This is a genomic window from Nodosilinea sp. LEGE 07088 (assembly GCF_015207395.1).
In the GTDB taxonomy this organism is placed as follows: domain Bacteria; phylum Cyanobacteriota; class Cyanobacteriia; order Phormidesmidales; family Phormidesmidaceae; genus Nodosilinea.
Genome location: NZ_JADEWX010000050.1, coordinates 1 through 22,883 on the forward strand (window position 1 = coordinate 1; position 22,883 = coordinate 22,883).

A 22,883-nucleotide genomic window follows, 5' to 3' on the forward strand; every position below is an offset into this window, starting at 1 on the left:
GCGCCATACCCTGGTTGAGTCACGCCAGCAGAAAAGCTGGGTACCGGCGATCGCACCCAGTCACCCTGGCCCTGATGCACAGCCATCTAGCGCCATTAGCGCTATTGACCACGCGGTCATCAATGTCCCGGCCGGGGAGTTAACCCAGGCGATCGCCTGGTATACGAGCCAGCTCGGGTTTTGCCCCCAGCAGCAGTTCACCATTGATACATCGCGCTCTGGGCTGCGGAGTCAGGTGCTGGCCCACCCCCAGGGCAGCGCTCAGCTGCCGATTAACGAGCCCGCTACCGCCAACTCTCAGGTGCAGGAATTCCTCGATTACAACCGAGGCAGCGGTATTCAGCACGTGGCGCTGCATACCTGTGATATTGTGCACACCGTAGAGCAGCTCCGAACCAGGGGCGTGAAATTTCTGGCGGTGCCCCAGAGCTATTACGAGGCACTGGAGCAACGCCCTGGCTACTCCACCGAGGGCGATCTGACGACAGCAGGGTGGCACCACCAGGCCGCAACCATCGCCCGGCTACAGATTTTAGTGGATTGGGAGCCCCATATGCCCCAGGCGCGTCTGCTGCAAACCTTTACCCAGCCATTTTTGACCGTGCCCACGGTGTTTTTTGAGCTGATTCAGCGCCAGTCGGTTTGGGCTAATGGTCGCCTTTCCAAAGCGCAGGGGTTTGGCGAGCGCAATTTTCAGGCGCTGTTTGAGGCGATCGAGCGGGAGCAGATCAAGCGGGGCAGTTTGGCCTAGGAGAATGTGGCATCAGTTTGATGACTCTTGAGCGTGGCTTGGGGAGCTAGGGAGCTGACGGTGTCGGCGGGTGTGTCCAACGCGGGGAAAGCCGGGTCGTGCCCAGGAGAGGGGGCTAGCGCAAAAAGCTGCTCACCGTCCATAGAGACAGGCAGGTCACTGCTGCTGCCACGGCATCGGGGCTAGCCCAGGCAAACTGTGCCCCCTGGGGAATGAGCAGTTGCCCTATGGTGAGGCCCAGCGCGAGGCCCGCCGCCAAACCGCCAATGGTGAGCAGTATCGATCGCCAGAACTTGTTTTCTTTGCGGTTGAGAAAGTAAATTGCCGTGGCGATCGCCACGGCTAGAGCCAAAGATGGCGCGGCAAAACCCAGCAGCGCCAGCCCCGCATAGATAACAGCGGGCCAGAGAATATCGTCGCGGCTTGGGGTATCGACCAGGTTGTTGAGCCAGTCAGGCCGAGGCAACGTGGGCACAGCTTTGACCGCAGGGGGCGTTTCAGGCACGTTTTCAGCAAAGCGAATGCGGTCGGGCACCTTAATTTTGCCCTCTTGGCGGAGCCGTAGGCGCTCCATCAAGATGGCATCGTAGGCGGCTTCAACGGCGGCTTGCTGCTGAGGCTCCTCGGCATACTGATCGACCATGCGATCGCGAGCCGCCTGAATCTCTTCGAAGGTGGAGGCTTCGGTCAGCCCCAGCAGTTCATAGGAATTTGGGTCGCTCATCTGCAAAACTCCACAGCCTCCAGACGACTTGACAACAACAGCCAGCCATCGTGACTAGCCAAATCTAACCGATCGCCCCAAGCCAGATGACGATTGTCTAGCCTCAGTGTAACCAGCCACCCCGCAAATAGGGAACACCCGTTATAACAGGTATCCTCAAGGCCTATCTTACGGCCTGCCTCAAGCTAGCCGTAACCCCGCGCAATTTTTGTTTGCGTCATGCAGGGGCCGGGTTCAGCCCTAGGATGGGGAATAGGTTTAGCGCGGGTCTGCCCCCATGGGTATATATCCAATGCAATTATGGGGGCTGGCCCAGTTGCCTGCTGGCGTCGGCACCCCTACTGATATCAGCCCCGCCGACGGATTCGGCGGTTGCGCAGCACCATCAAGCCCATTGCCCTGTTAGCCGGGCCAGGGGTCGTCTTGGCGGCGGCCATTACCGCTTTCAGCAGCTCGACGATGCCCTGAGCAATATTTTGCTGACGGTAGCAGGCAACTGGGCACCTTTCAAATTGGCCAGGCGCTAGGAGTCTCGAGTGCGATCGCCGTGGTCATCGCCGGTCTGGTCATCGGCGACCTGGGCTTTCGTTACACGACAGCTTCCACCAAAGTCACCCTGCCCAACTTTTGGGAATACGCGGGCTTTGGGGTCAATACCGTTATCTTTTTGCTAGTGGGCATTGAGGTTGAGCCCCGCCTGCTCCTACAGACTATTCCCGCTGCCTTACTGGCCATTGAGGCTTACCAAATCGGCCGGATCTGCGTCATCGCCAGAATGGTGGAGCCACTTTCCAGCACCGTGCTGCCGTTGGGGATAATTAAATCTTCGTGGGGATGGGCTTGATAGCCAATGATCAAAGTTCCCGCCGACAAGCTTGAGTCTTGATCGACCATGGCTACGGTATGTCCTGATCTTGAGCAGCGTTTTTGCCAGATCGAGCCCCAGCATGCCAGCACCACCCATGAGGACGTACATCGTTAATCACTCCTTAACCATCGAAGGTTTATGCTGTGCACAGAAATAAATCCCCAGGGGGATAGACCAACGCTGGCCCCTTGAGTATGCTCATCCATTGTAGGGAGTCTTAGAAAACCCCTAGAAAACCCCGGATACCAACTTCTCTACCTCTCACTCAGGGCACCGCCCGACTCGCACCGCCTCACCTTCCCCATCCCCCCATCTTCACCGCCCTATGAAAGGACTCACCGGCAAGACTGCCCTGGTTACCGGCTCTTCCTCTGGCATTGGTCAAGCCATTGCCGTCCGCCTAGCTGAGGAGGGCTGCAACGTAGCCATCAACTACCGTAGCGACAGTGATGGGGCCGAAGATACTCGCCGCCAGGCCATGGAAAAGGCCTGTAAAGACGTGGAAGCCTGCGGGGTTAAAGCCCTGCTGGTGCAGGGAGATGTATCTAAAGAAGCCGACGCCATCGCCTTGGTGCAGCAGACCGTTGACTATTTTGGTCAGCTCGATATTCTCGTTAACAATGCGGGCGTACAGACCGAAAGCCCCTCTGAAGCCATTGAGGCCGACAGCTTTGACTGGGTGCTAGGGGTTAACCTGCGAGGCTCCTACCTCTGCGCTCGCGAAGCTATTCAACACCTGCTGGCCCACAGCCGCCCTGGCAGCATTATCAATATCTCCAGCGTCCATGAAATTATTCCGCGGCCCCAGTACCTGAGCTATGCCATCAGCAAAGGCGGCATGGGCAACATGACCCGCACCCTAGCCCTGGAGTATGCCGCCAAGGGCATTCGGGTCAACGGCATTGGCCCCGGTGCCACCATTACCCCCATCAACGACGATTGGACAGACAATCTCGACAAAAAAGCCGAGGTCGAGCGCCATATTCCCATGGGTCGTGCCGGCACCAGCGAGGAGATGGCCGCTGCTGTGGCGTTTTTAGCCTCTGACGAAGCCGCCTATATCACTGGCCAAACGCTCTATATCGACGGTGGCCTGACCCTTTATGCCGACTTTCGCGAGGCCTGGTCGGCCTAGGCGATTGCCCTGCGGAGGGAGGTACAACGCTGTCCAGGCGCTGAGAGCTGAAGAGACAACTCTGGAACCGCTCGACATTGTTGGGGCGCATTTTCAGGGCTCAAACCTAGCTCTATCAGGCCTTTGGGCTCCTTAAACCCGCCCCAAAAGATCGGATTAAGGATCCGAGCTTTTATCAAGTCTTTCAACCCTTACCTGAAGAACTGTTACACTTCCTCAACAATCGGTATTACCCCCCAGGGTCGCGATGATACGATGCCCATCAAACGGTTGAGAGATAGGACTTCATGACTGAAACGCTGACAGGTCAAACACCTATTTTTGGAGGCAGCACCGGCGGTCTCCTCACCAAGGCCCAGGTAGAAGAGAAGTACGCCATCACCTGGACTAGCTCTAAGAAACAGGCTTTTGAGATGCCCACGGGCGGTGCCGCCTTCATGAACGAAGGAGAAAATCTTCTCTACCTGGCGCGCAAAGAACAGTGCCTGGCCCTTGGTGCCCAGCTGCGCACCAAGTTTAAGCCTCGAATCGACGACTACAAGATCTACCGCATTTTCCCCAGTGGTGAAATGCAGTACCTCCACCCCGCCGACGGCGTCTTCCCTGAGAAGGTGAACGAAGGTCGTGGCATTGTAAATAGCGTACCTCGCAATATTGGTGCCAACCCCGACCCCGCAACCATCAAGTTCAGCGGCAAGGAGACCTACGAGGTCTAAGCTCACTGAACGTGATATGGGCGATTGGTTCGCAGGTTGACTGCCTACTGTTGTACTGTGACTGTTGTGTTGTAAGGGGCGTAGCTTAGGCTATGCCCCTTTTATTATCTGGTCGGTCTGCATGGCTGTGGCTACAAGTTGGGCTCATGCCTGGGGAGAGGTTGTGCCAGTAACCGCCGTAGTGCTCATGCCCACGCTATAGAATAAATGCCATGATTTTTCCAGCCTTTGAACAATTTGAGGTCTGTGCCACTCAAGGTAACTTCGTGCCGGTCTATCAGGAGGTGCTGGCTGATTTAGACACCCCAGTATCGGCCTGGTATAAGGTATGTGCTGGGCAGCCCTATAGCTTTTTACTGGAGTCGGTAGAAGGGGGTGAAACCCTCGGTCGCTACAGCTTTTTAGGCTGCGACCCCCTGTGGGTATTGGCAAGTCGGGGCGATCGCGCCACCCAGACCCACCGCGATGGCACCGTAGTTGAGCACAGCGGCAACCCCTTTGCCACCCTGGCTGACTGCCTAGCCTCCTATCACCCGGTTAAACTCCCGGCCCTGCCCTCGGGTATTGGCGGGCTGTTTGGTTTCTGGGGCTACGAGCTCATCCGCTGGATTGAGCCTACGGTACCAATCTATCCCCTAGGCGACGACGATCTGCCCGACGGATTATGGATGCAGGTGGATAGCCTGCTGATTTTTGATCAGGTGCAGCGTAAGATCTGGGCCGTGGCCTACGCTGATCTGCGTGAGCCAGGGCTGGATCTGCAAACGGCCTATCGAGCAGCGTGCGATCGCGTACAACAGCTACTGCACAAACTGACCCTGCCCTTGCCCCCCGACCAGTCGGCTTTGCCCTGGCACCCTCCCACCCGCGACACGCCAGCTGTCACCTACACCAGCAACCGCACCCCGGCTGAGTTTTGCGCCAGCGTAGAGCGGGCCAAGGGCCACATCCAGGCCGGAGATATTTTCCAGGTGGTGATCTCTCAACGGCTCAACACCTCCTATGACGGGGAACCGTTTGATCTATATCGCTCGCTGCGGCAGATCAACCCCTCGCCTTACATGGCCTACTTCAATTTCTACGATTGGCAGCTGATTGGCTCTAGCCCAGAGGTAATGGTCAAAGCGACATTAGCCGATGACCCCAGTCAGCCCCAGGTCGCAACGGTGCGCCCTATTGCAGGCACCCGTCCTCGGGGTAAAACGGCCCCGGAAGACACTGCATTTGAGCGCGATCTGCTGCAAGACCCCAAGGAACGGGCCGAGCACGTCATGCTGGTTGACCTAGGGCGCAACGATCTGGGCCGGGTGTGTCTGAGCGGCACCGTACAGGTCGACGAGCTGATGGTGATTGAGCGCTACTCCCACGTCATGCATATTGTGAGTAACGTGGTGGGTCGCCTGAGCCCCAGCAAAACTGCCTGGGATCTGCTGAAGGCTTGTTTCCCCGCCGGCACCGTCAGCGGCGCGCCTAAGATCCGCGCCATGCAGATCATCCACGACCTGGAGCCCTGCCGCCGTGGCCCCTACTCTGGGGTCTACGGCTACTACGATTTTGAAGGTCAGCTCAACACGGCGATTACCATTCGCACCATGGTAGTCAGGGCCAGACCTGAGGGGGGCCACAGCGTTAGCGTACAGGCTGGCGCAGGGCTGGTAGCCGACTCAGTTCCTGAGCTGGAATATCAGGAGACCCTCAATAAGGCTAAAGGAATGCTCGAAGCCATCCGATGCCTGGGATAGCATCCTACAGCTGTGGTGAAATGTATGGTGAGAAATTCACCTGGTCTATCTCTACCTAAAGGCAGCCTTACCTAGAGGCAGCCTTACCTAGAGGCAGCCTTCAGACCAGGTTACCGCAGGAAATTGACCGCCACGAAACTGAGTAACTTGCCCCTGATCGTCGGTTTCAAACACGAGACGAAAAACGTCTTCGCCCGGGTCCTGGGGTGTGAACACTACTGTCTTGCCGAGGGTGATTGGGTTGGCTGTGGCCTCTAACTGCTCACCATAGGCCTGTACTAAGTCTCGCTCGGTCGAGCCAATTTTAATACCGCTCTGGGTCATCGTCAGGCTACCCGGCCATACATCGACTCTGAGGACCTGGTCATTGATGACCAGGATGCCAATGGGCTCACTCTGGTCTTGGATGCGGTAATACTGACATTCGCCCTGGCTGGCCTCGTCAATGACGACTGGAGCTAGCCCTGCCGCTCGGAGATCGTCTAGATCCATACCAATCCGAATTGGGCCTAGCCCGGTAGTCTTCAGAGGGGCCGCCAACAACGCCAGTGTGGGCACAGCATCAATATCTACCCCAGCAGTCAAGATAATAGCCCGCTGCATCACTGGCAATGACCTGAGCGGTACCAGCACCCCCGCGAGCAACGTGTCGGCTTTAGCCTTGTAGTAGGCAGACCCCTGAGATGCCGTCACTGTGAGGGGCTGATCGTGCGTAGCCTGGGCTATATCGCCCGACTGCTGGCTGTAACCTGCGGCAACTAGCCCGATCAACGAAGTAGCCACCGCGATCGCGGCCATTGCTCCTCGACGTTGTTGTCTCCCCTTCACCATTGCGTCTATAACCAGTGTGTGACGGACTGATGCACGATCATGTCTGATCTAGATGAGCGGCTTGAATACAGAATTGACCACAGCTCAAAACCTACGCAACAATTATCATAGTGAACAAGTTCAGTCAATATTACAGTTGATGACCTGCCCTAGTGTAGCAGCCGCCGTCCTACAGCCCCTACATGCTTCCGTTGTTCCATGCTTTGGTCACGTCTAAAGGTCAAGCCCAAGGGGCTTTGCCCCAGCCATGGCGGCGACGATTGCTGGCCCTCCTGGGTGCGATCGCAGCAGGCACGGCCCTGGTCGCCTGGACGAGTAAACGCCCCCTCAACAGGGAACCGCCGCTCACCCCCGCAGCCTTATTTCACCACCAGGCTAGCCGTCAACCCCTGACGGTACCGCCCCAGGTTTTGCCCCAGCCGCTGCCACCCCATCAGGCCTGGCCTGAGCTGCCAGTGATCAAGGCTCAGCCCAGGTTTACCGACCTGAGTGCCGATCATTGGGCCTGGCCTTTGCTCATCGACCTAGCCCAACGCAACCTTTTAGCAGGTTTTCCCGATGGTAGCTTTCGACCTGCCGAACCCATGACCCGAGCCGAATTCGCCACCCAAGTAGTCCAACTCTTTAGCTTGCCTCCGGATCTGAGCCAGCCTGCGCCAGAAGCTCACTACCCAGACGTGGATTCGACCCATTGGGCCCACGTGAGTGTACAAAAGGCGGTACAGATGAAATTTCTGAGCGGCTCCCCAGAGGGCAAGTTTTTACCCGATCAGGCGATTAGCCGCATTCAAGTCATCACCGCACTAGCCAATGGCCTAGGGCTCAAGTCCAGCAGCAGCCCTAGCACGGTGTTAGCTTTCTACGATGACGACGACGAGGTGCCGCCTTGGGCTACCCAGTCGCTCTTAGCGGCCACAGAGGCAGGACTGGTCGTTAGCTATCCTATGCCCACCCTGCTATCTCCAAATCAACCGGCCAGCCGCGCCGAGGTAGCCGCTATGCTGCATCGAACCCTGACATACATCGGCAGGCTTGAGGAAATTCCCTTCCCTTACGTGGCAGGTCAACCAACACCCACCCCCAATCGGGCTGACTAACGCCGTCAACCACCTACGCCACTAGAAGGAGGGTAGCGAGATGCCATCTTGCTCTAATGCAGGTAGCTCTAGGCGATGGCTGCGACGGGTGCGCATAGCCAGTCGATAGCTAACGCTCTGAAGCTCAGCCTGAAGCTGGCGATTTTCGCGCTGAATCTCGGCGACCCGTTGTTTGACAGCGGCCATGCGGTCGGCAAACTTTTGGCGGTAGACCGTAGGCAGCTCTTGCACCACCTGCTCCAGCATGCGAGTGCGGTCGGTGAGTTCTTGCACCGTTTGACGCAGCTGCATGACTTCGCCATCGCGCTCTTCTAGCTGGCCCTGGTAAAAGTCGATCTGCTTTTCCACTCCCCTGAGCTGGTCGCGCAAAGCCGTCATCTCGGCCTGGTGTTGCTCCGACACCTCTGGGCTAGGTACAAAACCGGTGTTCCCTTTTACCAGGCGAAACAGTTCCTGAGATAGCTGCTGTACCAGCTGGTCTCGGATAGCCAACTCAGACTCAAGCCGGACAATTTCGGCCTGTTGTTCGTTCATGTCTACAAATGAAGACTGCGTCACGGAAGCCTACTCCCACACCAACAACTAACCTGCTACTCGATACCCCAAAGCCTGCATCACCTCAGCGATGAATATAGCTTTACCCTGATCAATGCTGATCTGAGATCCTCACCGAGGTTAACTGTCTAGGTCACTGATTGACTAGGGCAGATAAGATGCAGCTAATTTATAGCACCTGTCAGAAAACTTGGCACACTCAATTTCACCCTGGCCTGCCATCCGAACAATGCCGCCCAAAAAAGACCGCTGGTCGGTCTGCTTGAGAGGCAAACCAACCAGCGGTATGGCCAAGAGTTTGTGGATAAACGATTTGCTCGGGGCGGTTACTCTTCTTCGCCAGCAGCGGCAACAACGGCCTCAGCCTCAGCCGGCTCTTCGACTTCGGCAGGCAGGGGCTCATCAGACTCCTGCTTGACGGTCAGAAAACGAATCACCTCGTCGCTAAGACGCATAGACCGCTCCAGAGGCGCGATCGCAGCTCCCGGGCTGGTGTAGTTCATCTGGATGTAGATACCCTCGCGATTGCGGTCAATTTCGTAGGCCAGACGCCGCTTGCCCCGATGCTGGGTTTCTAAAATAGAAGCGCCCTGCTCTTTTAACATGGTCTGATATTTGCCGATAGTGGCATCAATAGCCTCATCATTGAGATCGGGCCGCAAAATATACATGGTTTCGTACATGTATGCTTTCATGAAAACTCCTTGTGGACATAGTGGCCTTTGACCACCAAAAACGAGTCTAGAGGACTGACTTCTGGCCGCAGAGCCATCAACTCATCCAGATCTCAGATCTTGGTGCAAAGACAAGGATCTACAATCATACCAAGAATTAGCAGGCCAAGAGTTAGAAAATTATGGCGCAACGCTACGTTAGGGTTCAATCTCAGACCGGGCAGCTGCACTACGGGCTGCTGCGCCCTGATCGCAGCGTACAAGTCCTCGATGCGCCCCCCTGGCTGCAAGGGCAACCCATTGAAACGGAGCTACCATCCGGCAGCTACGATTTGCTAGCCCCCTGTGCTCCCTCTAAGGTGATCGCCGTCGGCAAAAACTACGCTGACCACGCGACCGAGATGGGCACGAGCACCCCCCCTGAGCCCCTGATCTTTATCAAACCCTCAACCGCTGTGACCGCTGCTGGGTCGCCGATCTACTACCCACCCCAGGCAACCCAGGTCGATTACGAAGGAGAGTTGGCCATCGTGATTGGCGATCGCTGTGCCCATGTGCCCATTGAAGCCGCCCACGCTAAAATTTGGGGCTATACCATTGCCAACGACGTCACCGCCCGCGACCTGCAAAAGCGCGATGGTCAATGGACTCGGGCTAAGGGGTTTGATACCTTCTGTCCCCTAGGGCCATGGATTGTGCGCGAATTGAGCCCTGGTGCCCAGATTCAAACCTTTCTCAATGACCATGAAACACCGATGCAGCTAGCATCGGTAGACGATATGACCTACGGCCCCAACTACTTAGTCGCCTATATTAGCGAAATCATGACGCTGCTGCCCGGCGACGTAATTTTGACCGGCACCCCTGCCGGGGTTGGCCCCCTTACGGTGGGTGACCGAGTCAAGGTAGCAATCGAAGGAATTGGCGTCCTCGAGAACCAGGTGGCCCTGCGCCCAGAGATGTCAGACTAACCCAATCACCTAGCGCACCTGCATATGTACAGCTTCTGAGATGGTTGGGATTTCGGCATATAGCCCCCGAAAGGTTTGCACCAGAGAATAGCCAACCGACAGCAGCATGCCCAAGAACAGCACATTTGCTAGGGTGCTAGATAGCAGCGCGCCAAACAAACTGGGGTCTAGCAAGCTCAGGATTAGCCCACAGACCGCCAAAATGAAACTGAGCAAGATCGCCTGCATGGTATTGAAGCGAATAAACCGGCTAATATTTTCGTTGCGAACTACTAGCAAAATCAGCGCAAAAAACACAATCAAGCCAAAGAAGGGAATGGCGCCTTCCAGGGTGGCGTAGAGGCTGATCAGCGGTGAGAGAGGCAGCAGCAAAAAACCAAATACAGGAAATTGACGAATAAGCTGAAAACCGTAGGGCAAACCAGCAGTAATCGGCAAAATGTAAGGGAGAGCCGCCAAGATGCGATCCAGGATCGTGGGGTTAGGGGAACTGCTCCAGGTCATAGGGTCATCTCCAGACAAAGGCCAATCGCTACCAATCAATAGCCTTACCATATCGCAAATCTCCGGTTTGTCGGTACCAAGAGAAAATGGGCCACCTAGAGAGGCCATTCTGCTGCCGACTAAGGTTTCAGCCCCAGCAAACACCCATTACCGTGTGGGGCCAGTTGGTACTATCTAGCCGATATCTGCAACCCTAAACCCCATCTGACATTCAAATTGGGCTGGCTGAGCTTGGTCTAGGCTAGACACCTGACGGCCACAGCTCAACACCCCGTGATGCCAGCGGGGTTGGCCATGGCGGTCGGCCATCAAACAGGTACAGCACACTGCTTGAGGCGAGATGAGCTGATTATCGGTCACTATCACCAACATTACGACGACCTCCCAAGAGCCAAGGTTAACCTAAGCTTTTCCTAATCTTAGGATGCCCTACAGAGCATGCTGTGTGCTGGCATACGCAATCAAACGCAATCGGGACAGGTAAAACGCAGCTTGAGGGCGATCGCGCCTACTCCTTAGCTTTGCTGACTTCGCGAGACTCAGGGTTAGGGGCATTGTTTTTGCGCTTTTTGGGCATCGGCGTGTTGCGCTCGGTTCCGTCCGGTTCGCTGCTGTGATGTTCCCGCTGCCAGGCCGGTACGGTCTGATCGTAGGCCATCTGCAATGCCGCTGCCGCAATGGTGCGCAGGTCATACTCGTCGCTGAGTTGAGACACAATGGGCAAAAATGAGGCCAGACGCTCGCTGGTAATGGCCTCGAGCATCTGCGTGCGCAGCCGCTCGAGGTTACGGGCGGCAATCTCAGCCCGAGTCGGAATTTTCATGAGGGTCATAGATTGCTTGGTGTGGCGCTCAATCTGCCGCAGCTTGTACTTCTCAAGCGGTGTTACCAGCGAAATCGCGATTCCCTTCTTGCCCGCCCGGCCAGTTCGCCCAATTCGGTGCACGTAGCTTTCGAGCGCGTCGGGCATGTCGAAATTGATCACATGGGTGAGATCATCGACATGTAGGCCTCGGGCGGCAATGTCAGTCGCCACCACCAGTTTTACCTGCTGCTGACGAAAGCGCATCAACAGACGCTCTCGCTGCGATTGACTGAGGTCGCCATGATATTCATCGACGCTATAGCCTGCCGCCTGGAGTTGGCGGGTTAGATCGCCAGCGGTACGACGGGTGCGCACAAAAATAATCGCTGTTTCAGGGTCTTCGAGCTCGAGGATGGGTTGCAGGGCCCGCACCTTGGTCCAGCCCCGGGGCACAATGTAGCTCACTTGCTGAATCTGCTTGGGTGAGGCCTTGGGCGACTGCACCGTCACCGTTACCGGCGAGTGGAGAAACTTGGTAGCCAGCTCACGAATTGCAGGCGCCATAGTAGCTGAGAAGAAGGCAGTTTGGCGGTTACCCGGAGCCTTACTGAGAATTTTCTCAACATCTTGGATAAAGCCCATATTCAACATTTCATCGGCTTCATCGAGTACCAGCCAACTGAGACTATCGAGGGTGAGACTACCTCGATTGAGCAGATCGAGTACCCGGCCAGGGGTACCCACCACAATCTGGGTACCTCGTCTGAGCTGATCTTGCTGGCGCTCAATGGACTGGCCCCCATAGAGGGCCAACACCTTGGGTCGACCACTGATGCGAAAGCCCCGCATGGCTTGACAGACCTGAATGGCCAACTCCCGCGTCGGCGTTAGCACTAAAGCCTGCACCGCAGGATTACTGGCATCGACCTGCTCCATCATCGGGAGGGCAAAGGCAGCGGTTTTGCCGGTACCGGTCTGGGCCTGACCAATTAAATCGCGCCCCGAGAGGAGATGGGGAATGGCCTCTGCCTGGATAGCGGTCGGTTCTTCGTAGCCCATGCTTTCAAGATGGCTGACGCGGGCTGCAGATAACCCCAGACTAGTGAACGATAAGGTCATGGTGAATCCTCGGGACAATGAATTAAAGAGAATCAGGGTAGAGCCCGGTATCTCAGCGGGCCAAACTCAGAGCGGGAGATGTCGGCGGTGCGATCGCAGCTGTCTCCCCAAACAGGTCATAGGTGTCAGCGGCAGTAATCTGTACCGGCACAATCTGATTGAGGGAGGCCGTGCCGGTGACATAGACCAGCCCATCCACCTCAGGGGCAAAGCGGCTCGATCGCCCAATGGCCATACCCGTAGCCGGGTTCTCCTGCTCGATCAGCACCTCCACGACTTGGCCAATATGCCGACGATTGTGCTCCCAGGCAATCGGCTGCTGGGCCAGCATGAGGGCTTCGCGACGGCGATCGCGCTCGGGTTTAGGCACCGGATGGGGAATGTCAAAGGCGGGAGTCCCCTCCTCTGGCGAAAAGCCAAATACACCCACGTGATCAAAGCGGTGGCGCTCTACAAATGCGAGCAGATGCTCAAAATGGGCCTCGGTTTCACCCGGAAATCCCACAATAAAGGTAGTTCGTAGCACCGCCTCGGGCAGAGCTTCTTTAATCCGGCTGATCACCTGATCGTTGACCTGGCCCTGCCAAGGACGATTCATGGCCCGCAGCACCTCAGGGTGAGAATGTTGCAGGGGTAGATCGAGGTAAGGCAGCACGTTGGACGTTTCGCGAATGGCGGCAATCACCGCTGGGGTAAGGCCCGTAGGGTAGGCGTAGTGCATGCGAATCCAAGGCACATCGACGTTTCCCAGCGCTCGCAGCAGCTCGGCCAACCTGGGCTGGCCGTAAATATCCATCCCGTAGTTGGTGGTAATTTGGGAGATCAGCACCAGCTCTTGCACACCCTCAGCCGCCAGCTGGTGGGCCTCAGCCACAATCGATTCAATCGAGCGCGATCGCTGATTGCCTCGCAGGTGCGGAATAATACAGAAGGCGCAGCGGTAGTCGCAGCCCTCGGCTACCCGCAAGTAAGCCACGCTGGAGGCGGTGGTGCGATAACGAGGCACGGTTTCATCGGCGATGTAGGTGGGTTCTGGGGAGACAATCTTAACCCGCTCTCCGGCCTCAGCCCGCTCAATCACTTCTACGATACGGTGGTAATCTCCAGTGCCCACCAACGCCACCGCCTCAGGAATTTCTTCCAGCAGTTCATGCTGAAAGTGTTGGGCTAGGCAGCCGGTAATCACCACTTTTTTCTGGGCTGCAGCCAGCTCAACTAGAGTCCGTACCGACTCTTCTCGGGCGGCTTCGATAAAGCTACAGGTATTCACCACCACGTAGTCAGCCAGTTCTTCATTGACGTCAACCTGATAGCCAGCCTGTACCAGCAGACCCAGCATATGCTCGGTATCGACGCGGTTCTTTTCACAGCCCAAATGGTTAAATGCAACCGTTGGCTTTAGCCCCATGGTGTCTCTCAGTCTATGAACAAGCCCATCATGCCAAAAGCTAAGGAGTTCAGGTGCAACCCAGGCACGCCAAATTACCTGTTCAATACCAGCCGACTGGTACTGACATCCCTAACACCACCGCTTAGGCATCCATCAATCCTGTGTTGACAAATTGCCCAGCAAATCTTTTGGCCAATGGCACCAGGGGGCAATACAAATTAACACTCATAAATAATACATCACAAAAGCAGGAGGTAGCCTAAATCCTGTCCCAGGGATTGATATGCTGATAAGGCAAAGATCGGCTTAGGTTTGCTGCGGTAGGCTGGGTTGATCTATGCAGGTTTTATCCATTAGGCGAGTCCAGGCAAAATTCACGTGGACTTAATTGAAGTATTTAACACCCAGAATCCGGTCATTGGGGTACTGCACCTGTTGCCCCTACCCACCTCTCCCCGTTGGCAGGGAGACCTACAGGCCGTTATCGATCGCGCTGAGCAAGAGGCTACGGCCCTGGCTTCGGGCGGTGTAGACGCCATTATCGTTGAAAATTTTTTTGACGCTCCCTTTACCAAGGGGTCGGTAGATCCGGCGGTGGTGAGCGCCATGGGGTTGGTAGTACAGCGACTACAAACCCTGATTACGGTACCTATTGGTATTAACGTGTTGCGCAATGATGCCCGCAGCGCACTGGCGATCGCCACCTGTACCGGCGCTGCCTTCATTCGCGTCAATGTATTGACCGGCGTCATGGCGACCGATCAGGGGTTGATCGAAGGTTGTGCCCACGACCTGCTGCGCTATCGCAAAGAGCTGGGCAGCTCGGTGAAAATTTTGGCCGATGTGCTGGTTAAACACGCTCGCCCACTGGGGTCACCCAACCTGACCACAGCGGTGCAAGAAACCATTCACCGGGGTATGGCCGACGGCGTTATTCTCTCGGGTTGGGCCACCGGTAGCCCCCCCAGCCTAGAAGATCTGGAGTTAGCTAAGGCGGCAGCAGGTGAGCACCCTGTCTTTATCGGCAGCGGAGCCGACTGGGAAAATATCGGCACCTTAATGAAAGCCGCAGACGGCGTGATTGTAGCCAGCTCTCTCAAGCGGCAGGGCAATATCAACCAGCCCATTGACCCAATTCGGGTGGGCCAGTTTGTCGAAGCCATGCAAGAGAGTCTGGAAGCCCTAGAGGGTCCCCTGACGCTGCCCAGCATGGTAACCCCGTAACCCTATGGGCTCCTAGGTGAGTAGAGGCATTAATATAAGCACAAGACTAACCAGTCCTAGCGGGTTGTTGATCACTCTAGACGTTGAATGTGGTGGAAAGACGCATCATGAGTCGTCGTCAGGAAAAAAGTTGGATGCATCGCTGGTCGCGCTGGCTGGTGGCGGGCATTGCCTCGGTGGGTGCCCTGGGCACTGGCTTTTTAACCATCAACAAACTGATGGGGGGCGCTGGTGCCTGCCCTACCGAGGGCTGTGAGCAGGTGTTGTCAAGCCCCTATGCCATGGTGCTTGGCCTGCCGCTCACCCTATTTGGCTTTTTGGCCTACGCAACAATGCTCGTCCTCGCGATCGCGCCATTGCTGATCAATGCCGACCAGCATCAGCCTTTACGTCAAAAGATCGAGTCTTGGACCTGGCCGCTGCTGTTCATGCAGGCCTCGGCCATGGTGGTGTTTAGCGCCTACCTGATGACATTGCTTGCCTTTGAGATTCAGGTGTTTTGCCCTTATTGCATTGCTTCGGCGCTGTTTGCCGTCTCAATGTTCGCCATGATCTTGTTTGGCAACCGGTGGGACGACCTGGGTCAGCTAGCGTTTATGGGCATTATCGTTACCGTGCTGACGCTGACCAGCACCCTAGCTATCTATGCCCCAGTGCATGCGGGCGACAGCCCCAGCACCCTAGCGGCTGGGCAGCAGGGGCCGCCGATTACGACCGCGTCAGGCCCTGCTGAAGTAGCGCTAGCTAACCACCTCAAAGATATTGGGGCCGCTATGTACGGAGCCTGGTGGTGCCCCCACTGCCACGACCAAAAGCAGTTATTTGGGGCTGAAGCGGCTACCGCCTTTACCTACATCGAGTGCGCCGAAGACGGCCAAAACTCTCAGACTAAGCTGTGTCGGTCTAAGCCAGAGATCACAGGGTTTCCCAGTTGGGAAATCAAGGGCGAGTTTTATTCGGGCACCCAGAGCCTGGCGCGCTTGGCAGAGGTGTCGGGCTATAGTGGGCCGACTGATTTCCGCCGGTAGCCTCGGCTAAACAGAGGCGGTAGCGCTAGGTGACCACCCCTAGCGCTGCCCTGAGAAGACAGTTGGTGAGTCTCTCCTGGCTAGGGGAGGCAGTCTAGATAATTTTCCATATCCCAGTTAGTGGTGGTAGCTAGAAACCGCTCCCACTCGTCACGCTTGTACTGGTCGAAGAGTCGATACATTTCTCCTGGCAGGGCCGATTGAATCACCGCATCGGCCGCCAAGCTATCGAGAGCATCGCCCAAAGACATGGGCAGTTTTTTCACCTGCTTGCCGGCTTCCATCGCCTCGTAGATATTGCGCTGCTCAGGTTCACCGGGGTCAAGTTGGCGGCTCAGGCCGTCGTCAAAGGCCTTGAGAATGGCCGCGGCCATCAGGTAAGGATTCACCATCGAATCGACGGCGCGGTACTCAAATCGACCCGGGGCCGAGACCCGCAGACCACAGGTGCGGTTTTGGTAGCCCCAGTCAGAATATACCGGGGCCCAAAAGCCCGCATCCCACAGGCGACGATAGGAGTTAACCGTGGAGCAGCCGATCGCGGTCAAGGCGGGCAGGTGCTCAATCACGCCGCCGATGCAGTGCAGCCCCACCTGGCCTGGCAAACGCTGGGAAGCACTCTCGGGTAAAAAGGTGTTTTCGCCCCCCTGGTGGTAGGTAAAGTTGCCTTCTAAGCCGGGCAAGGTGTCGAAGCCAAACATCTTAATGGCCGTGTCGCCGCCGCGCCACAGCGACAGGTTGTGGTGGCAACCCGAGGCCGATACCCCCATAAAGGGCTTTGACATAAAGCAGGCGATCAGGTTAAACTCGCGGGCTACCTGGGCGCAGATCTGGCGATAGGTGGAGAGGCGATCGCAGGTTCTGACCGCGTCGTCGAACATAAAGTTGAGTTCGAGCTGCCCGGGCGCGTCTTCGTGATCGCCCTGGATCATATCTAGCCCCATGGCTCGACTGTATTCAATCACGCGCAGGAAGACCGGACGCAGCTCTTCGAACTGGTCGATGTGGTAGCAGTTGGGCTTGGTGACGCCGCCATCGGGCTTACCATCGGGGCCTTTTTTGAGCCACATCATTTCGGGTTCACAGCCATGGCGCAGCTGAAGGCCGTGCTTGGCCTGGAACTCAGCGTGAATGCGCTTAAAGTTGCCGCGGCAGTCGCCGGTGAGAAAGGCCGCCGCATCGACTTCTTCTTCTCGGTTGCGGAAGCAGACGCAGTAAACCCGCGCCACTCGCTGATCCCAGGGCAATTGGCAAAAGGTTTCGGGATCGGGGATCGCCACCAATTCGGCGGCCTCGGGGCCGTAGCCGAGGTATTGACTATGGCGATTCATCGCCAGATTTGCTGTCGCCCCATACACCAGCTGAAACCCTCGCTCAGCGGTGACTTCCCAATAGTCGGCGGGGATGCCTTTGCCGACTATACGACCGGTGATAGAGATAAATTGGTAATAGACGTACTGAATACCCAGCTCATCGATTTTGGCGCGCACCTGCTTGACCAACTCGTCGCGCCCTTCGGCGTGAACGTAGCGTTCTAGATCGGTTGAGGTGTCAACCCTTGGTAGCACTCCAGTCACCGTGAGACCTCCTAATCTATGGGTAGAGGAGCAAAGATGGTCTCAGTAAAGCCGACTTGTTATAACAAGCTTGTAGCCGTTGATACGCGATCGCGAAGCCAGACTTTTTCTGCAATGTACTAAGGATCGACGGCGCTGGCCCAGAAATTTAGCGGTCTGTTAGCTATGCTCTATCGAACTCAATGACGCCCAATTATCGCTAGGTGAGCCAGTCATGCCAATAGTCACAATTCAGCAATCACCCGGACGCACCAAGGAACAGCGACAGCTCCTGATTCGACGCATTACTGAAGCGTTTGAAGAAGCCTATGGCCTGGGGCCAGAAGCCGTCACGGTGTTTTTTCAGAACTTTGACGATAGTCACTGGGGTAAGGGTGGTCTGCTGCACGACGACAGGCGCAAAACATAGGGACGCAAAACCGATCGCAAGCGCGCCAGCCACAAGCTATGAAACCCTCTGTGGATAGACAGTGCTGGCGATCGGTTGCAGGTTTCTTCCGCTTAACTTCTTGTTCTGGCTGGGTTAGGTGAAACATTCTTAATGTTTGTTCCTCACCCGCGGATGTAGCTCTTACCATGCCAGAGAGCCACCGGGCCATGTTTTGCCTGCTGCCAGCCTGGGTGCAAATCAAAAAACAATCTGGATATCTGCGCCATTTAGAAAACTAGAGGGGATGGTAGTAGGCAGCGGGAGAAAAATGGTTCCGTTGAGTGTGGTCGTTTTAACGTTCAAGCTAGGCTACGACAATCCTAGATCTTTCGAGTCGCAGATAGAGGCTTCTAAGCCGAGCTTCTGCTTTGGTTTCTGAAGGCTGTTGGCGTCTGGATTGTAGAGCTATGGCGCGTTTCTCTCTGTTGTTCTGACTCTTAAGCTGCCACCCAGGCAAGGGTCGCCCAAATTTTTGCTACTGCAGTTGTTTGCTCCGGTTTCGATGCCAACTTTGCTTTGGCGCGATCGCAGTTCTCAGCGTGTCTTTTGTATTTGTTGTTCTAGCTATTTCGGTAACTATCCTATGACTATTGCAGCACCCCAGGAAAACCCCGTCACTAAGTCAGCAGAGTCTGTTTCTACAGGGTTAACGGTCGGCATTCCCAAGGAAGTTTTCGCGGGCGAACGGCGAGTCGCGGCCACCCCCGACACCGCCCGCAAGCTGCAAAAGCTGGGCTTTAAAGTATTGGTCGAAACCCAGGCCGGAGCCGAGGCTAACTTTACCGATAGCGCCTACGAAGCTGCGGGCTGTGGTGTAGTTGCTGACGCCGCAAGTCTATGGAGCGCCGCCGATGTGGTGCTCAAGGTGCGATCGCCCCAGTGGCACCCCGACCTCGATCGCCACGAGGCCACGCTGATCCAGCCCAGCACCACCCTAGCTAGCTTTATCTGGCCCGCCCAAAACCCCGAGCTGCTGACTCAAATGGCCGAGCAGGGCGGCACAGTGCTAGCGATGGACTCGGTGCCGCGTATTTCTCGGGCTCAAAAGCTCGATGCCCTCAGCTCAATGGCCAACATTGGCGGCTACCGAGCGGTGATCGAGGCGGCCAGCCATTTTGGTCGCTGCTTTACGGGCCAAATTACCGCCGCTGGTAAGATGCCCCCCGCCAAGGTGATGGTGATTGGCGTTGGGGTAGCGGGGCTGGCCGCGATCGGTGCGGCCAAGAGCCTAGGGGCGATCGTCAAAGCCTTTGACACTCGCCTGGTGGTGAAAGAGCAGGTGCAGAGCCTCGGGGCTGAGTTTTTAGAACTACATTTTGAAGAAGATGGCAGTGGCGAAGGCGGCTACGCCAAGGTGATGAGCCAGGCCTTTATCGCCGCCGAGATGGCCCTGTTTGCTCAGCAAGCTAAGGATGTCGATATTATCATCACCACGGCGCTGATTCCCGGCAAGCCCGCGCCGCTGCTGATCACCCGGGAGATGGTGGAAAGTATGAAGCCCGGCTCGGTGGTCGTGGACCTAGCCGCAGAACAGGGCGGCAACTGCGAAGTTACCCAGCCCGGTGAAGTGATTACCTACAACGGCGTCACGATCATCGGCCTGACCGATTTGCCCAGCCGCATGGCGGCCCAGGCCAGCCAGCTCTACGGCAACAACCTGGTGCACCTGCTCAGCGACCTGGGCGGAGCCGAGGGGTTTGCCATCGATATGGAAGATCAGGTCATTCGCGCTACCACCGTCATTCACAACGGCCAGGTGACCTGGCCACCGCCAAAGGTAGAAGCGCCGACGCCGACGCCTAGGGCCTCGACCGCCGCCACTGTCACCGAGGAAGCTCTCCCCGCCACCAAGCCCTGGTACACAAAACTGCTCTGGCCCACGTTGATCGGGCTAGCCTGTGTTGCCATTGGCCTCTGGGCACCGGCCTCGTTTATGACCCATCTAACGGTCTTTGTGCTGGCCAGCTTCTTGGGCTGGAAGGTGATCTGGGATGTATCGCCTTCGTTGCATACCCCGCTAATGAGCGTCACCAACGCCATCAGCGGCATCATCATCATCGGCGGCATGCTCCAGATCTCGAACAACATCCTGTCACCAATGACGATCTTGGGTGCGATCGCCCTCTTCCTCGGCACGGTCAACATCGCCGGGGGCTTTATGGTGTCCCAGCGCATGTTGAATATGTTCCATAAGTAAATTTTGAGTTCTAAAGTTCAAAAAGCAAAATTCAAAAAAGTCTGCCCCCCATCATCTCCTTAAAGACATGGAAAATAACCTGATCCCTACCGCCTACATCGTCGCCAGCGCTCTCTTTATCTTGAGTCTGGCCGGGCTGTCGCAACCGGAAACCGCCAAGCGGGGCAATCTGCTCGGTATTCTCGGCATGGCGATCGCCTTTGGGGCTACCGCTGCCATCAGCCAGGGCTACCCGGTGCAGCTCGGCTCCATTGGGCTGGGCGTACTGGTCGGCGTGCTGGCCGCCTCTCGCGTGGCGATGACCGATATGCCCGAGATGGTGGCCTTACTGAATAGCTTTGTGGGTCTGGCCGCCGTGCTGGTGGGCTTTGCCGAATACCTTCAGCCCAGCGCCGCCTTGACCGGGGCCGATGTCACCATTCACCGGGTCGAAATCTACGTGGGCGTGTTCATCGGCATTGTCACCTTTACCGGGTCGATGATTGCGGTAGCCAAGCTGCGGGGCTGGGTACCCAGTCGCTCGGTGCTGTTGCCCGCCCGCCACGTGCTGACGCTGGGGATGCTGGGGGCGATCGCCGCAATTGGGGCCCCGTTTCTAACCGCTGGCGGCGATACGCCATTGATTGCGCTCAGCGCCATGACGGCGATCGCAGGTATCTTTGGCATTGCGATCGTGATGGCCATCGGCGGGGCCGACATGGCGGTGGTGATCTCCCTGCTCAACAGCTACTCGGGTCTGGCTTCGGCGGCGGCGGGCTTTATGCTCAACAACGACCTGCTGATTATTACCGGAGCGCTGGTAGGCAGCAGCGGCGCCATCCTCAGCTACATCATGTGCAAGGGCATGAACCGCTCGTTCTTAAATGTGGTGCTGGGGGGCTTTGGAGCCACGACCACCAGTGCTAGCAAAGCCACCATCCAGGGGAATGCCACCAGCACCACCACGGTTGAGGTCACCGACCTGTTGACCAATGCCCAGAGTGTTGTCATCGTTCCCGGCTACGGTATGGCCGTGGCCCAGGCCCAGCATGCCGTGGCCGAGATTACCCGCATTCTGCGCGCCCAAGGCAAGCAGGTGCGGTTCGGCATTCACCCAGTGGCGGGTCGTATGCCCGGCCACATGAATGTGCTGCTGGCGGAGGCCAACGTGCCCTACGACATCGTGCTGGAAATGGACGAAATTAACGACGACTTTCCTCAAACCGATGTCGTGCTTGTGATTGGAGCCAACGACACCGTCAACCCCAGCGCCAAAAATGATCCCTCCAGCCCCATCGCCGGTATGCCTGTCATGGAAGTGTGGGAGGCAAGCACTGTGGTGGTGCTCAAGCGTGGCATGTCGTCGGGCTACGCCGGAGTGGAAAATCCTCTCTTCTTTAACGACAACACGCTAATGTTTTTCGGCGATGCCAAAACGAATGTCAATGGCGTATTGGCCCAGCTGGCGGCCACCAACAGCCAGGAGACGGCAGCGGCCCCAGCCCTCTCTGCCGCTTAATCTTAGCGGTAGCATTCCCCATCCTGAAACAGCGCCGGTTGAGCTACATCACCCGGCGCTATCTTTTGTATTCAGCGTAGGGAATACCGCTGTAGTTGAGTCAACGATCTATAGCCTTCGCCATAGCAGTTTTTACCAACAGTCCACTGAGCCAAGCCTCTTCACCGCTTTTGTCTTGGCTTCTAGCTATCAGGGCTGTCCTCAGTAACCTAGCCAGCGCTATATCAACCGACCGTCCAGGTCGTAGGATGGATCAGCACAGCACGATCCATCCTACGACATTGCGAATTTGCCGGTATGAAGTTTCAGCGCAGCACAATCATTCTCGTTGGGGTAGCGTTTTTACTGGGGGCCGGCGTGCTGATCGCCGAGTCACAGCGTCCCCAGTCAACTGAATCTGACACCCAAAGCGAATCGTCTGAGCCCATCTTGACCTTTGAAGAAACAGCGGTGGTCACTGTGGCGATCGATCGCGGTGACGAGACCCTCATCTTTGAGCAAGACGACGACGGCAATTGGCAGATGACCGAGCCTGAGGCAGCCGTAGCCGAACCGGGCGCGATCGCTTTCCTACTCAGCCGCCTCAACACCGACTCGCCGCTGCAAACCGTCACCATGACCGCCGACCAGGCCACCGACTTTGGCTTTAATGCCCCCGTCGGCATTGTCACCATCACCCTCAAAGACGGCACCGAGCACGAGCTAATTTTGGGCGGCCCCGACTTTAGCGGCGGCAATAACTATGCCGTTATTGATCCCGACCCTTGGCCCCCGGCAGAGGGGCAGGATTACTCTGTGCTAGTCGTCACCCGCGATGTGGCCAACGGCATTAACCGCCCTCTGGAGGAGTGGCTTATGCCCCTCGAAACCCTGGAGCCTGAGGTCAAGGCAGACGATGCGGCCATCCCCGGCGCAGGCGAGACTCCAGAGGATGCGGCGGGGCTAGACGGTCCTGCCGTCAGCCCCGCCGCTCCGGACACCACAGAAAACGGTGCCGAAACCACCAATTGATGCTTGTTTGGGATGCTAGTCTGAGCCCACTGTCCC

20 protein-coding genes and 2 pseudogenes are annotated in these 22,883 nt (G+C 56.8%); 13 read left to right on the forward strand and 9 right to left on the reverse strand.

Annotation, left to right across the window (positions count from 1 at the left end):
- The coding region (locus tag IQ254_RS13225; protein WP_193966625.1) for a 4-hydroxyphenylpyruvate dioxygenase family protein at nucleotides 1-751 on the forward strand (751 nt) is incomplete at its 5' end.
- A 115-nt stretch (nucleotides 752-866) separates the two neighbouring features.
- Here the strand turns inward: IQ254_RS13225 and IQ254_RS13230 are convergent.
- Complete coding sequence (locus IQ254_RS13230) at nucleotides 867-1,475, reverse strand: CPP1-like family protein (RefSeq protein ID WP_193966626.1); 609 nt, start codon at nucleotides 1,473-1,475, stop codon at nucleotides 867-869.
- A 443-nt stretch (nucleotides 1,476-1,918) separates the two neighbouring features.
- On the opposite strand from IQ254_RS13230, the pseudogene IQ254_RS13235 reads away from it, so the two are divergent.
- A pseudogene (locus IQ254_RS13235) lies at nucleotides 1,919-2,235 on the forward strand (cation:proton antiporter); the annotation flags it as partial.
- Here the strand turns inward: IQ254_RS13235 and IQ254_RS33635 are convergent.
- Nucleotides 2,217-2,402 (reverse strand): annotated as a pseudogene (locus tag IQ254_RS33635) (TrkA family potassium uptake protein); the annotation flags it as partial. The pseudogenes IQ254_RS13235 and IQ254_RS33635 overlap by 19 nt on opposite strands.
- Before the next feature lie 266 nt (nucleotides 2,403-2,668).
- Between IQ254_RS33635 and IQ254_RS13240 the strand changes: the two are divergent.
- From IQ254_RS13240 to IQ254_RS13250, 3 genes are all read left to right on the forward strand, one after another.
- Entirely contained in the window at nucleotides 2,669-3,478 is an 810-nt protein-coding gene (locus IQ254_RS13240) for a glucose 1-dehydrogenase (protein WP_193966627.1), read from the forward strand.
- 287 nt (nucleotides 3,479-3,765) lie between these two features.
- A complete protein-coding gene (locus tag IQ254_RS13245) occupies nucleotides 3,766-4,194 on the forward strand; it encodes a photosystem I reaction center subunit II PsaD (RefSeq protein ID WP_193966628.1) in 429 nt (142 codons plus the stop codon).
- A 212-nt stretch (nucleotides 4,195-4,406) separates the two neighbouring features.
- A complete protein-coding gene (locus tag IQ254_RS13250; protein ID WP_193966629.1) occupies nucleotides 4,407-5,936 on the forward strand; it encodes an anthranilate synthase component I family protein in 1,530 nt (509 codons plus the stop codon).
- An 87-nt stretch (nucleotides 5,937-6,023) separates the two neighbouring features.
- Here the strand turns inward: IQ254_RS13250 and IQ254_RS13255 are convergent, their stop codons facing one another.
- Nucleotides 6,024-6,767: a hypothetical protein gene (locus IQ254_RS13255; protein WP_193966630.1), complete on the reverse strand. Its 744-nt coding sequence runs from the start codon at nucleotides 6,765-6,767 to the stop codon at nucleotides 6,024-6,026.
- A 236-nt stretch (nucleotides 6,768-7,003) separates the two neighbouring features.
- On the opposite strand from IQ254_RS13255, the gene IQ254_RS13260 reads away from it, so the two are divergent.
- The gene (locus IQ254_RS13260; RefSeq protein WP_193966631.1) at nucleotides 7,004-7,864 is read left to right on the forward strand and encodes an S-layer homology domain-containing protein; all 861 of its coding nucleotides are present in this window, start codon (nucleotides 7,004-7,006) and stop codon (nucleotides 7,862-7,864) included.
- 21 nt (nucleotides 7,865-7,885) lie between these two features.
- Here the strand turns inward: IQ254_RS13260 and IQ254_RS13265 are convergent, their stop codons facing one another.
- Entirely contained in the window at nucleotides 7,886-8,398 is a 513-nt protein-coding gene (locus tag IQ254_RS13265; protein ID WP_193966653.1) for an Npun_F5560 family protein, read from the reverse strand.
- A 347-nt stretch (nucleotides 8,399-8,745) separates the two neighbouring features.
- Nucleotides 8,746-9,114 (reverse strand): 30S ribosomal protein S6, encoded by a 369-nt coding sequence (gene rpsF, locus IQ254_RS13270; RefSeq protein ID WP_193966632.1) that lies wholly within the window; start codon nucleotides 9,112-9,114, stop codon nucleotides 8,746-8,748.
- 161 nt (nucleotides 9,115-9,275) lie between these two features.
- On the opposite strand from rpsF, the gene IQ254_RS13275 reads away from it, so the two are divergent.
- Nucleotides 9,276-10,064 (forward strand): fumarylacetoacetate hydrolase family protein, encoded by a 789-nt coding sequence (locus IQ254_RS13275; RefSeq protein WP_193966633.1) that lies wholly within the window; start codon nucleotides 9,276-9,278, stop codon nucleotides 10,062-10,064.
- 9 nt (nucleotides 10,065-10,073) lie between these two features.
- Here IQ254_RS13275 and IQ254_RS13280 read toward each other — a convergent pair whose 3' ends face one another.
- From IQ254_RS13280 to rimO, 3 genes are all read right to left on the reverse strand, one after another.
- Nucleotides 10,074-10,568, reverse strand: a complete 495-nt coding sequence (locus tag IQ254_RS13280) for a Tic20 family protein (protein WP_193966634.1) — start codon at nucleotides 10,566-10,568, stop codon at nucleotides 10,074-10,076.
- A gap of 508 nt (nucleotides 10,569-11,076) precedes the next feature.
- Complete coding sequence (locus IQ254_RS13285) at nucleotides 11,077-12,492, reverse strand: DEAD/DEAH box helicase (RefSeq protein ID WP_193966635.1); 1,416 nt, start codon at nucleotides 12,490-12,492, stop codon at nucleotides 11,077-11,079.
- 52 nt (nucleotides 12,493-12,544) lie between these two features.
- On the reverse strand, nucleotides 12,545-13,900 hold the full coding sequence (gene rimO, locus IQ254_RS13290; protein ID WP_193966636.1) for a 30S ribosomal protein S12 methylthiotransferase RimO: 1,356 nt from the start codon (nucleotides 13,898-13,900) through the stop codon (nucleotides 12,545-12,547).
- Nucleotides 13,901-14,260: 360 nt separating this feature from the next.
- On the opposite strand from rimO, the gene btpA reads away from it, so the two are divergent.
- Nucleotides 14,261-15,106: a photosystem I biogenesis protein BtpA gene (btpA, locus tag IQ254_RS13295; protein WP_193966637.1), complete on the forward strand. Its 846-nt coding sequence runs from the start codon at nucleotides 14,261-14,263 to the stop codon at nucleotides 15,104-15,106.
- 107 nt (nucleotides 15,107-15,213) lie between these two features.
- Nucleotides 15,214-16,134 carry a vitamin K epoxide reductase family protein gene (locus IQ254_RS13300; RefSeq protein WP_193966638.1) on the forward strand — a complete coding sequence of 307 codons (921 nt, stop codon included), beginning with the start codon at nucleotides 15,214-15,216 and terminating at the stop codon, nucleotides 16,132-16,134.
- An 80-nt stretch (nucleotides 16,135-16,214) separates the two neighbouring features.
- Here IQ254_RS13300 and IQ254_RS13305 read toward each other — a convergent pair whose 3' ends face one another.
- On the reverse strand, nucleotides 16,215-17,711 hold the full coding sequence (locus tag IQ254_RS13305; protein ID WP_193966639.1) for a glutamine synthetase family protein: 1,497 nt from the start codon (nucleotides 17,709-17,711) through the stop codon (nucleotides 16,215-16,217).
- Nucleotides 17,712-17,925: 214 nt separating this feature from the next.
- On the opposite strand from IQ254_RS13305, the gene IQ254_RS13310 reads away from it, so the two are divergent.
- The 4 genes from IQ254_RS13310 (at nucleotide 17,926) to IQ254_RS13325 (ending at nucleotide 22,847) form a co-directional block, all read left to right on the forward strand.
- The gene (locus tag IQ254_RS13310; RefSeq protein ID WP_193966640.1) at nucleotides 17,926-18,120 is read left to right on the forward strand and encodes a 4-oxalocrotonate tautomerase family protein; all 195 of its coding nucleotides are present in this window, start codon (nucleotides 17,926-17,928) and stop codon (nucleotides 18,118-18,120) included.
- Nucleotides 18,121-18,724: 604 nt separating this feature from the next.
- The gene (gene pntA / locus IQ254_RS13315; protein ID WP_193966641.1) at nucleotides 18,725-20,338 is read left to right on the forward strand and encodes a Re/Si-specific NAD(P)(+) transhydrogenase subunit alpha; all 1,614 of its coding nucleotides are present in this window, start codon (nucleotides 18,725-18,727) and stop codon (nucleotides 20,336-20,338) included.
- A gap of 67 nt (nucleotides 20,339-20,405) precedes the next feature.
- Entirely contained in the window at nucleotides 20,406-21,836 is a 1,431-nt protein-coding gene (locus tag IQ254_RS13320) for an NAD(P)(+) transhydrogenase (Re/Si-specific) subunit beta (protein WP_193966642.1), read from the forward strand.
- A gap of 297 nt (nucleotides 21,837-22,133) precedes the next feature.
- A complete protein-coding gene (locus IQ254_RS13325; RefSeq protein WP_193966643.1) occupies nucleotides 22,134-22,847 on the forward strand; it encodes a DUF4340 domain-containing protein in 714 nt (237 codons plus the stop codon).
- The last annotated feature ends 36 nt before the right edge of the window (nucleotides 22,848-22,883 follow it).

Bases quoted from the DNA above. Each gene is read 5' to 3' on its own strand.
- rpsF (WP_193966632.1), bottom strand. From the start codon at position 9,114: ATGAAAGCATACATGTACGAAACCATGTATATTTTGCGGCCCGATCTC.
- IQ254_RS13265 (WP_193966653.1), bottom strand. From the start codon at position 8,398: ATGAACGAACAACAGGCCGAAATTGTCCGGCTTGAGTCTGAGTTGGCT.
- IQ254_RS13275 (WP_193966633.1), top strand. From the start codon at position 9,276: ATGGCGCAACGCTACGTTAGGGTTCAATCTCAGACCGGGCAGCTGCAC.
- IQ254_RS13250 (WP_193966629.1), top strand. From the start codon at position 4,407: ATGATTTTTCCAGCCTTTGAACAATTTGAGGTCTGTGCCACTCAAGGT.
- IQ254_RS13230 (WP_193966626.1), bottom strand. From the start codon at position 1,475: ATGAGCGACCCAAATTCCTATGAACTGCTGGGGCTGACCGAAGCCTCC.
- IQ254_RS13280 (WP_193966634.1), bottom strand. From the start codon at position 10,568: ATGACCTGGAGCAGTTCCCCTAACCCCACGATCCTGGATCGCATCTTG.
- IQ254_RS13310 (WP_193966640.1), top strand. From the start codon at position 17,926: ATGCCAATAGTCACAATTCAGCAATCACCCGGACGCACCAAGGAACAG.
- IQ254_RS13240 (WP_193966627.1), top strand. From the start codon at position 2,669: ATGAAAGGACTCACCGGCAAGACTGCCCTGGTTACCGGCTCTTCCTCT.
- rimO (WP_193966636.1), bottom strand. From the start codon at position 13,900: ATGGGGCTAAAGCCAACGGTTGCATTTAACCATTTGGGCTGTGAAAAG.
- IQ254_RS13255 (WP_193966630.1), bottom strand. From the start codon at position 6,767: ATGGTGAAGGGGAGACAACAACGTCGAGGAGCAATGGCCGCGATCGCG.
- IQ254_RS13285 (WP_193966635.1), bottom strand. From the start codon at position 12,492: ATGACCTTATCGTTCACTAGTCTGGGGTTATCTGCAGCCCGCGTCAGC.
- IQ254_RS13320 (WP_193966642.1), top strand. From the start codon at position 20,406: ATGGAAAATAACCTGATCCCTACCGCCTACATCGTCGCCAGCGCTCTC.
- IQ254_RS13325 (WP_193966643.1), top strand. From the start codon at position 22,134: ATGAAGTTTCAGCGCAGCACAATCATTCTCGTTGGGGTAGCGTTTTTA.
- pntA (WP_193966641.1), top strand. From the start codon at position 18,725: ATGACTATTGCAGCACCCCAGGAAAACCCCGTCACTAAGTCAGCAGAG.
- IQ254_RS13300 (WP_193966638.1), top strand. From the start codon at position 15,214: ATGAGTCGTCGTCAGGAAAAAAGTTGGATGCATCGCTGGTCGCGCTGG.
- IQ254_RS13245 (WP_193966628.1), top strand. From the start codon at position 3,766: ATGACTGAAACGCTGACAGGTCAAACACCTATTTTTGGAGGCAGCACC.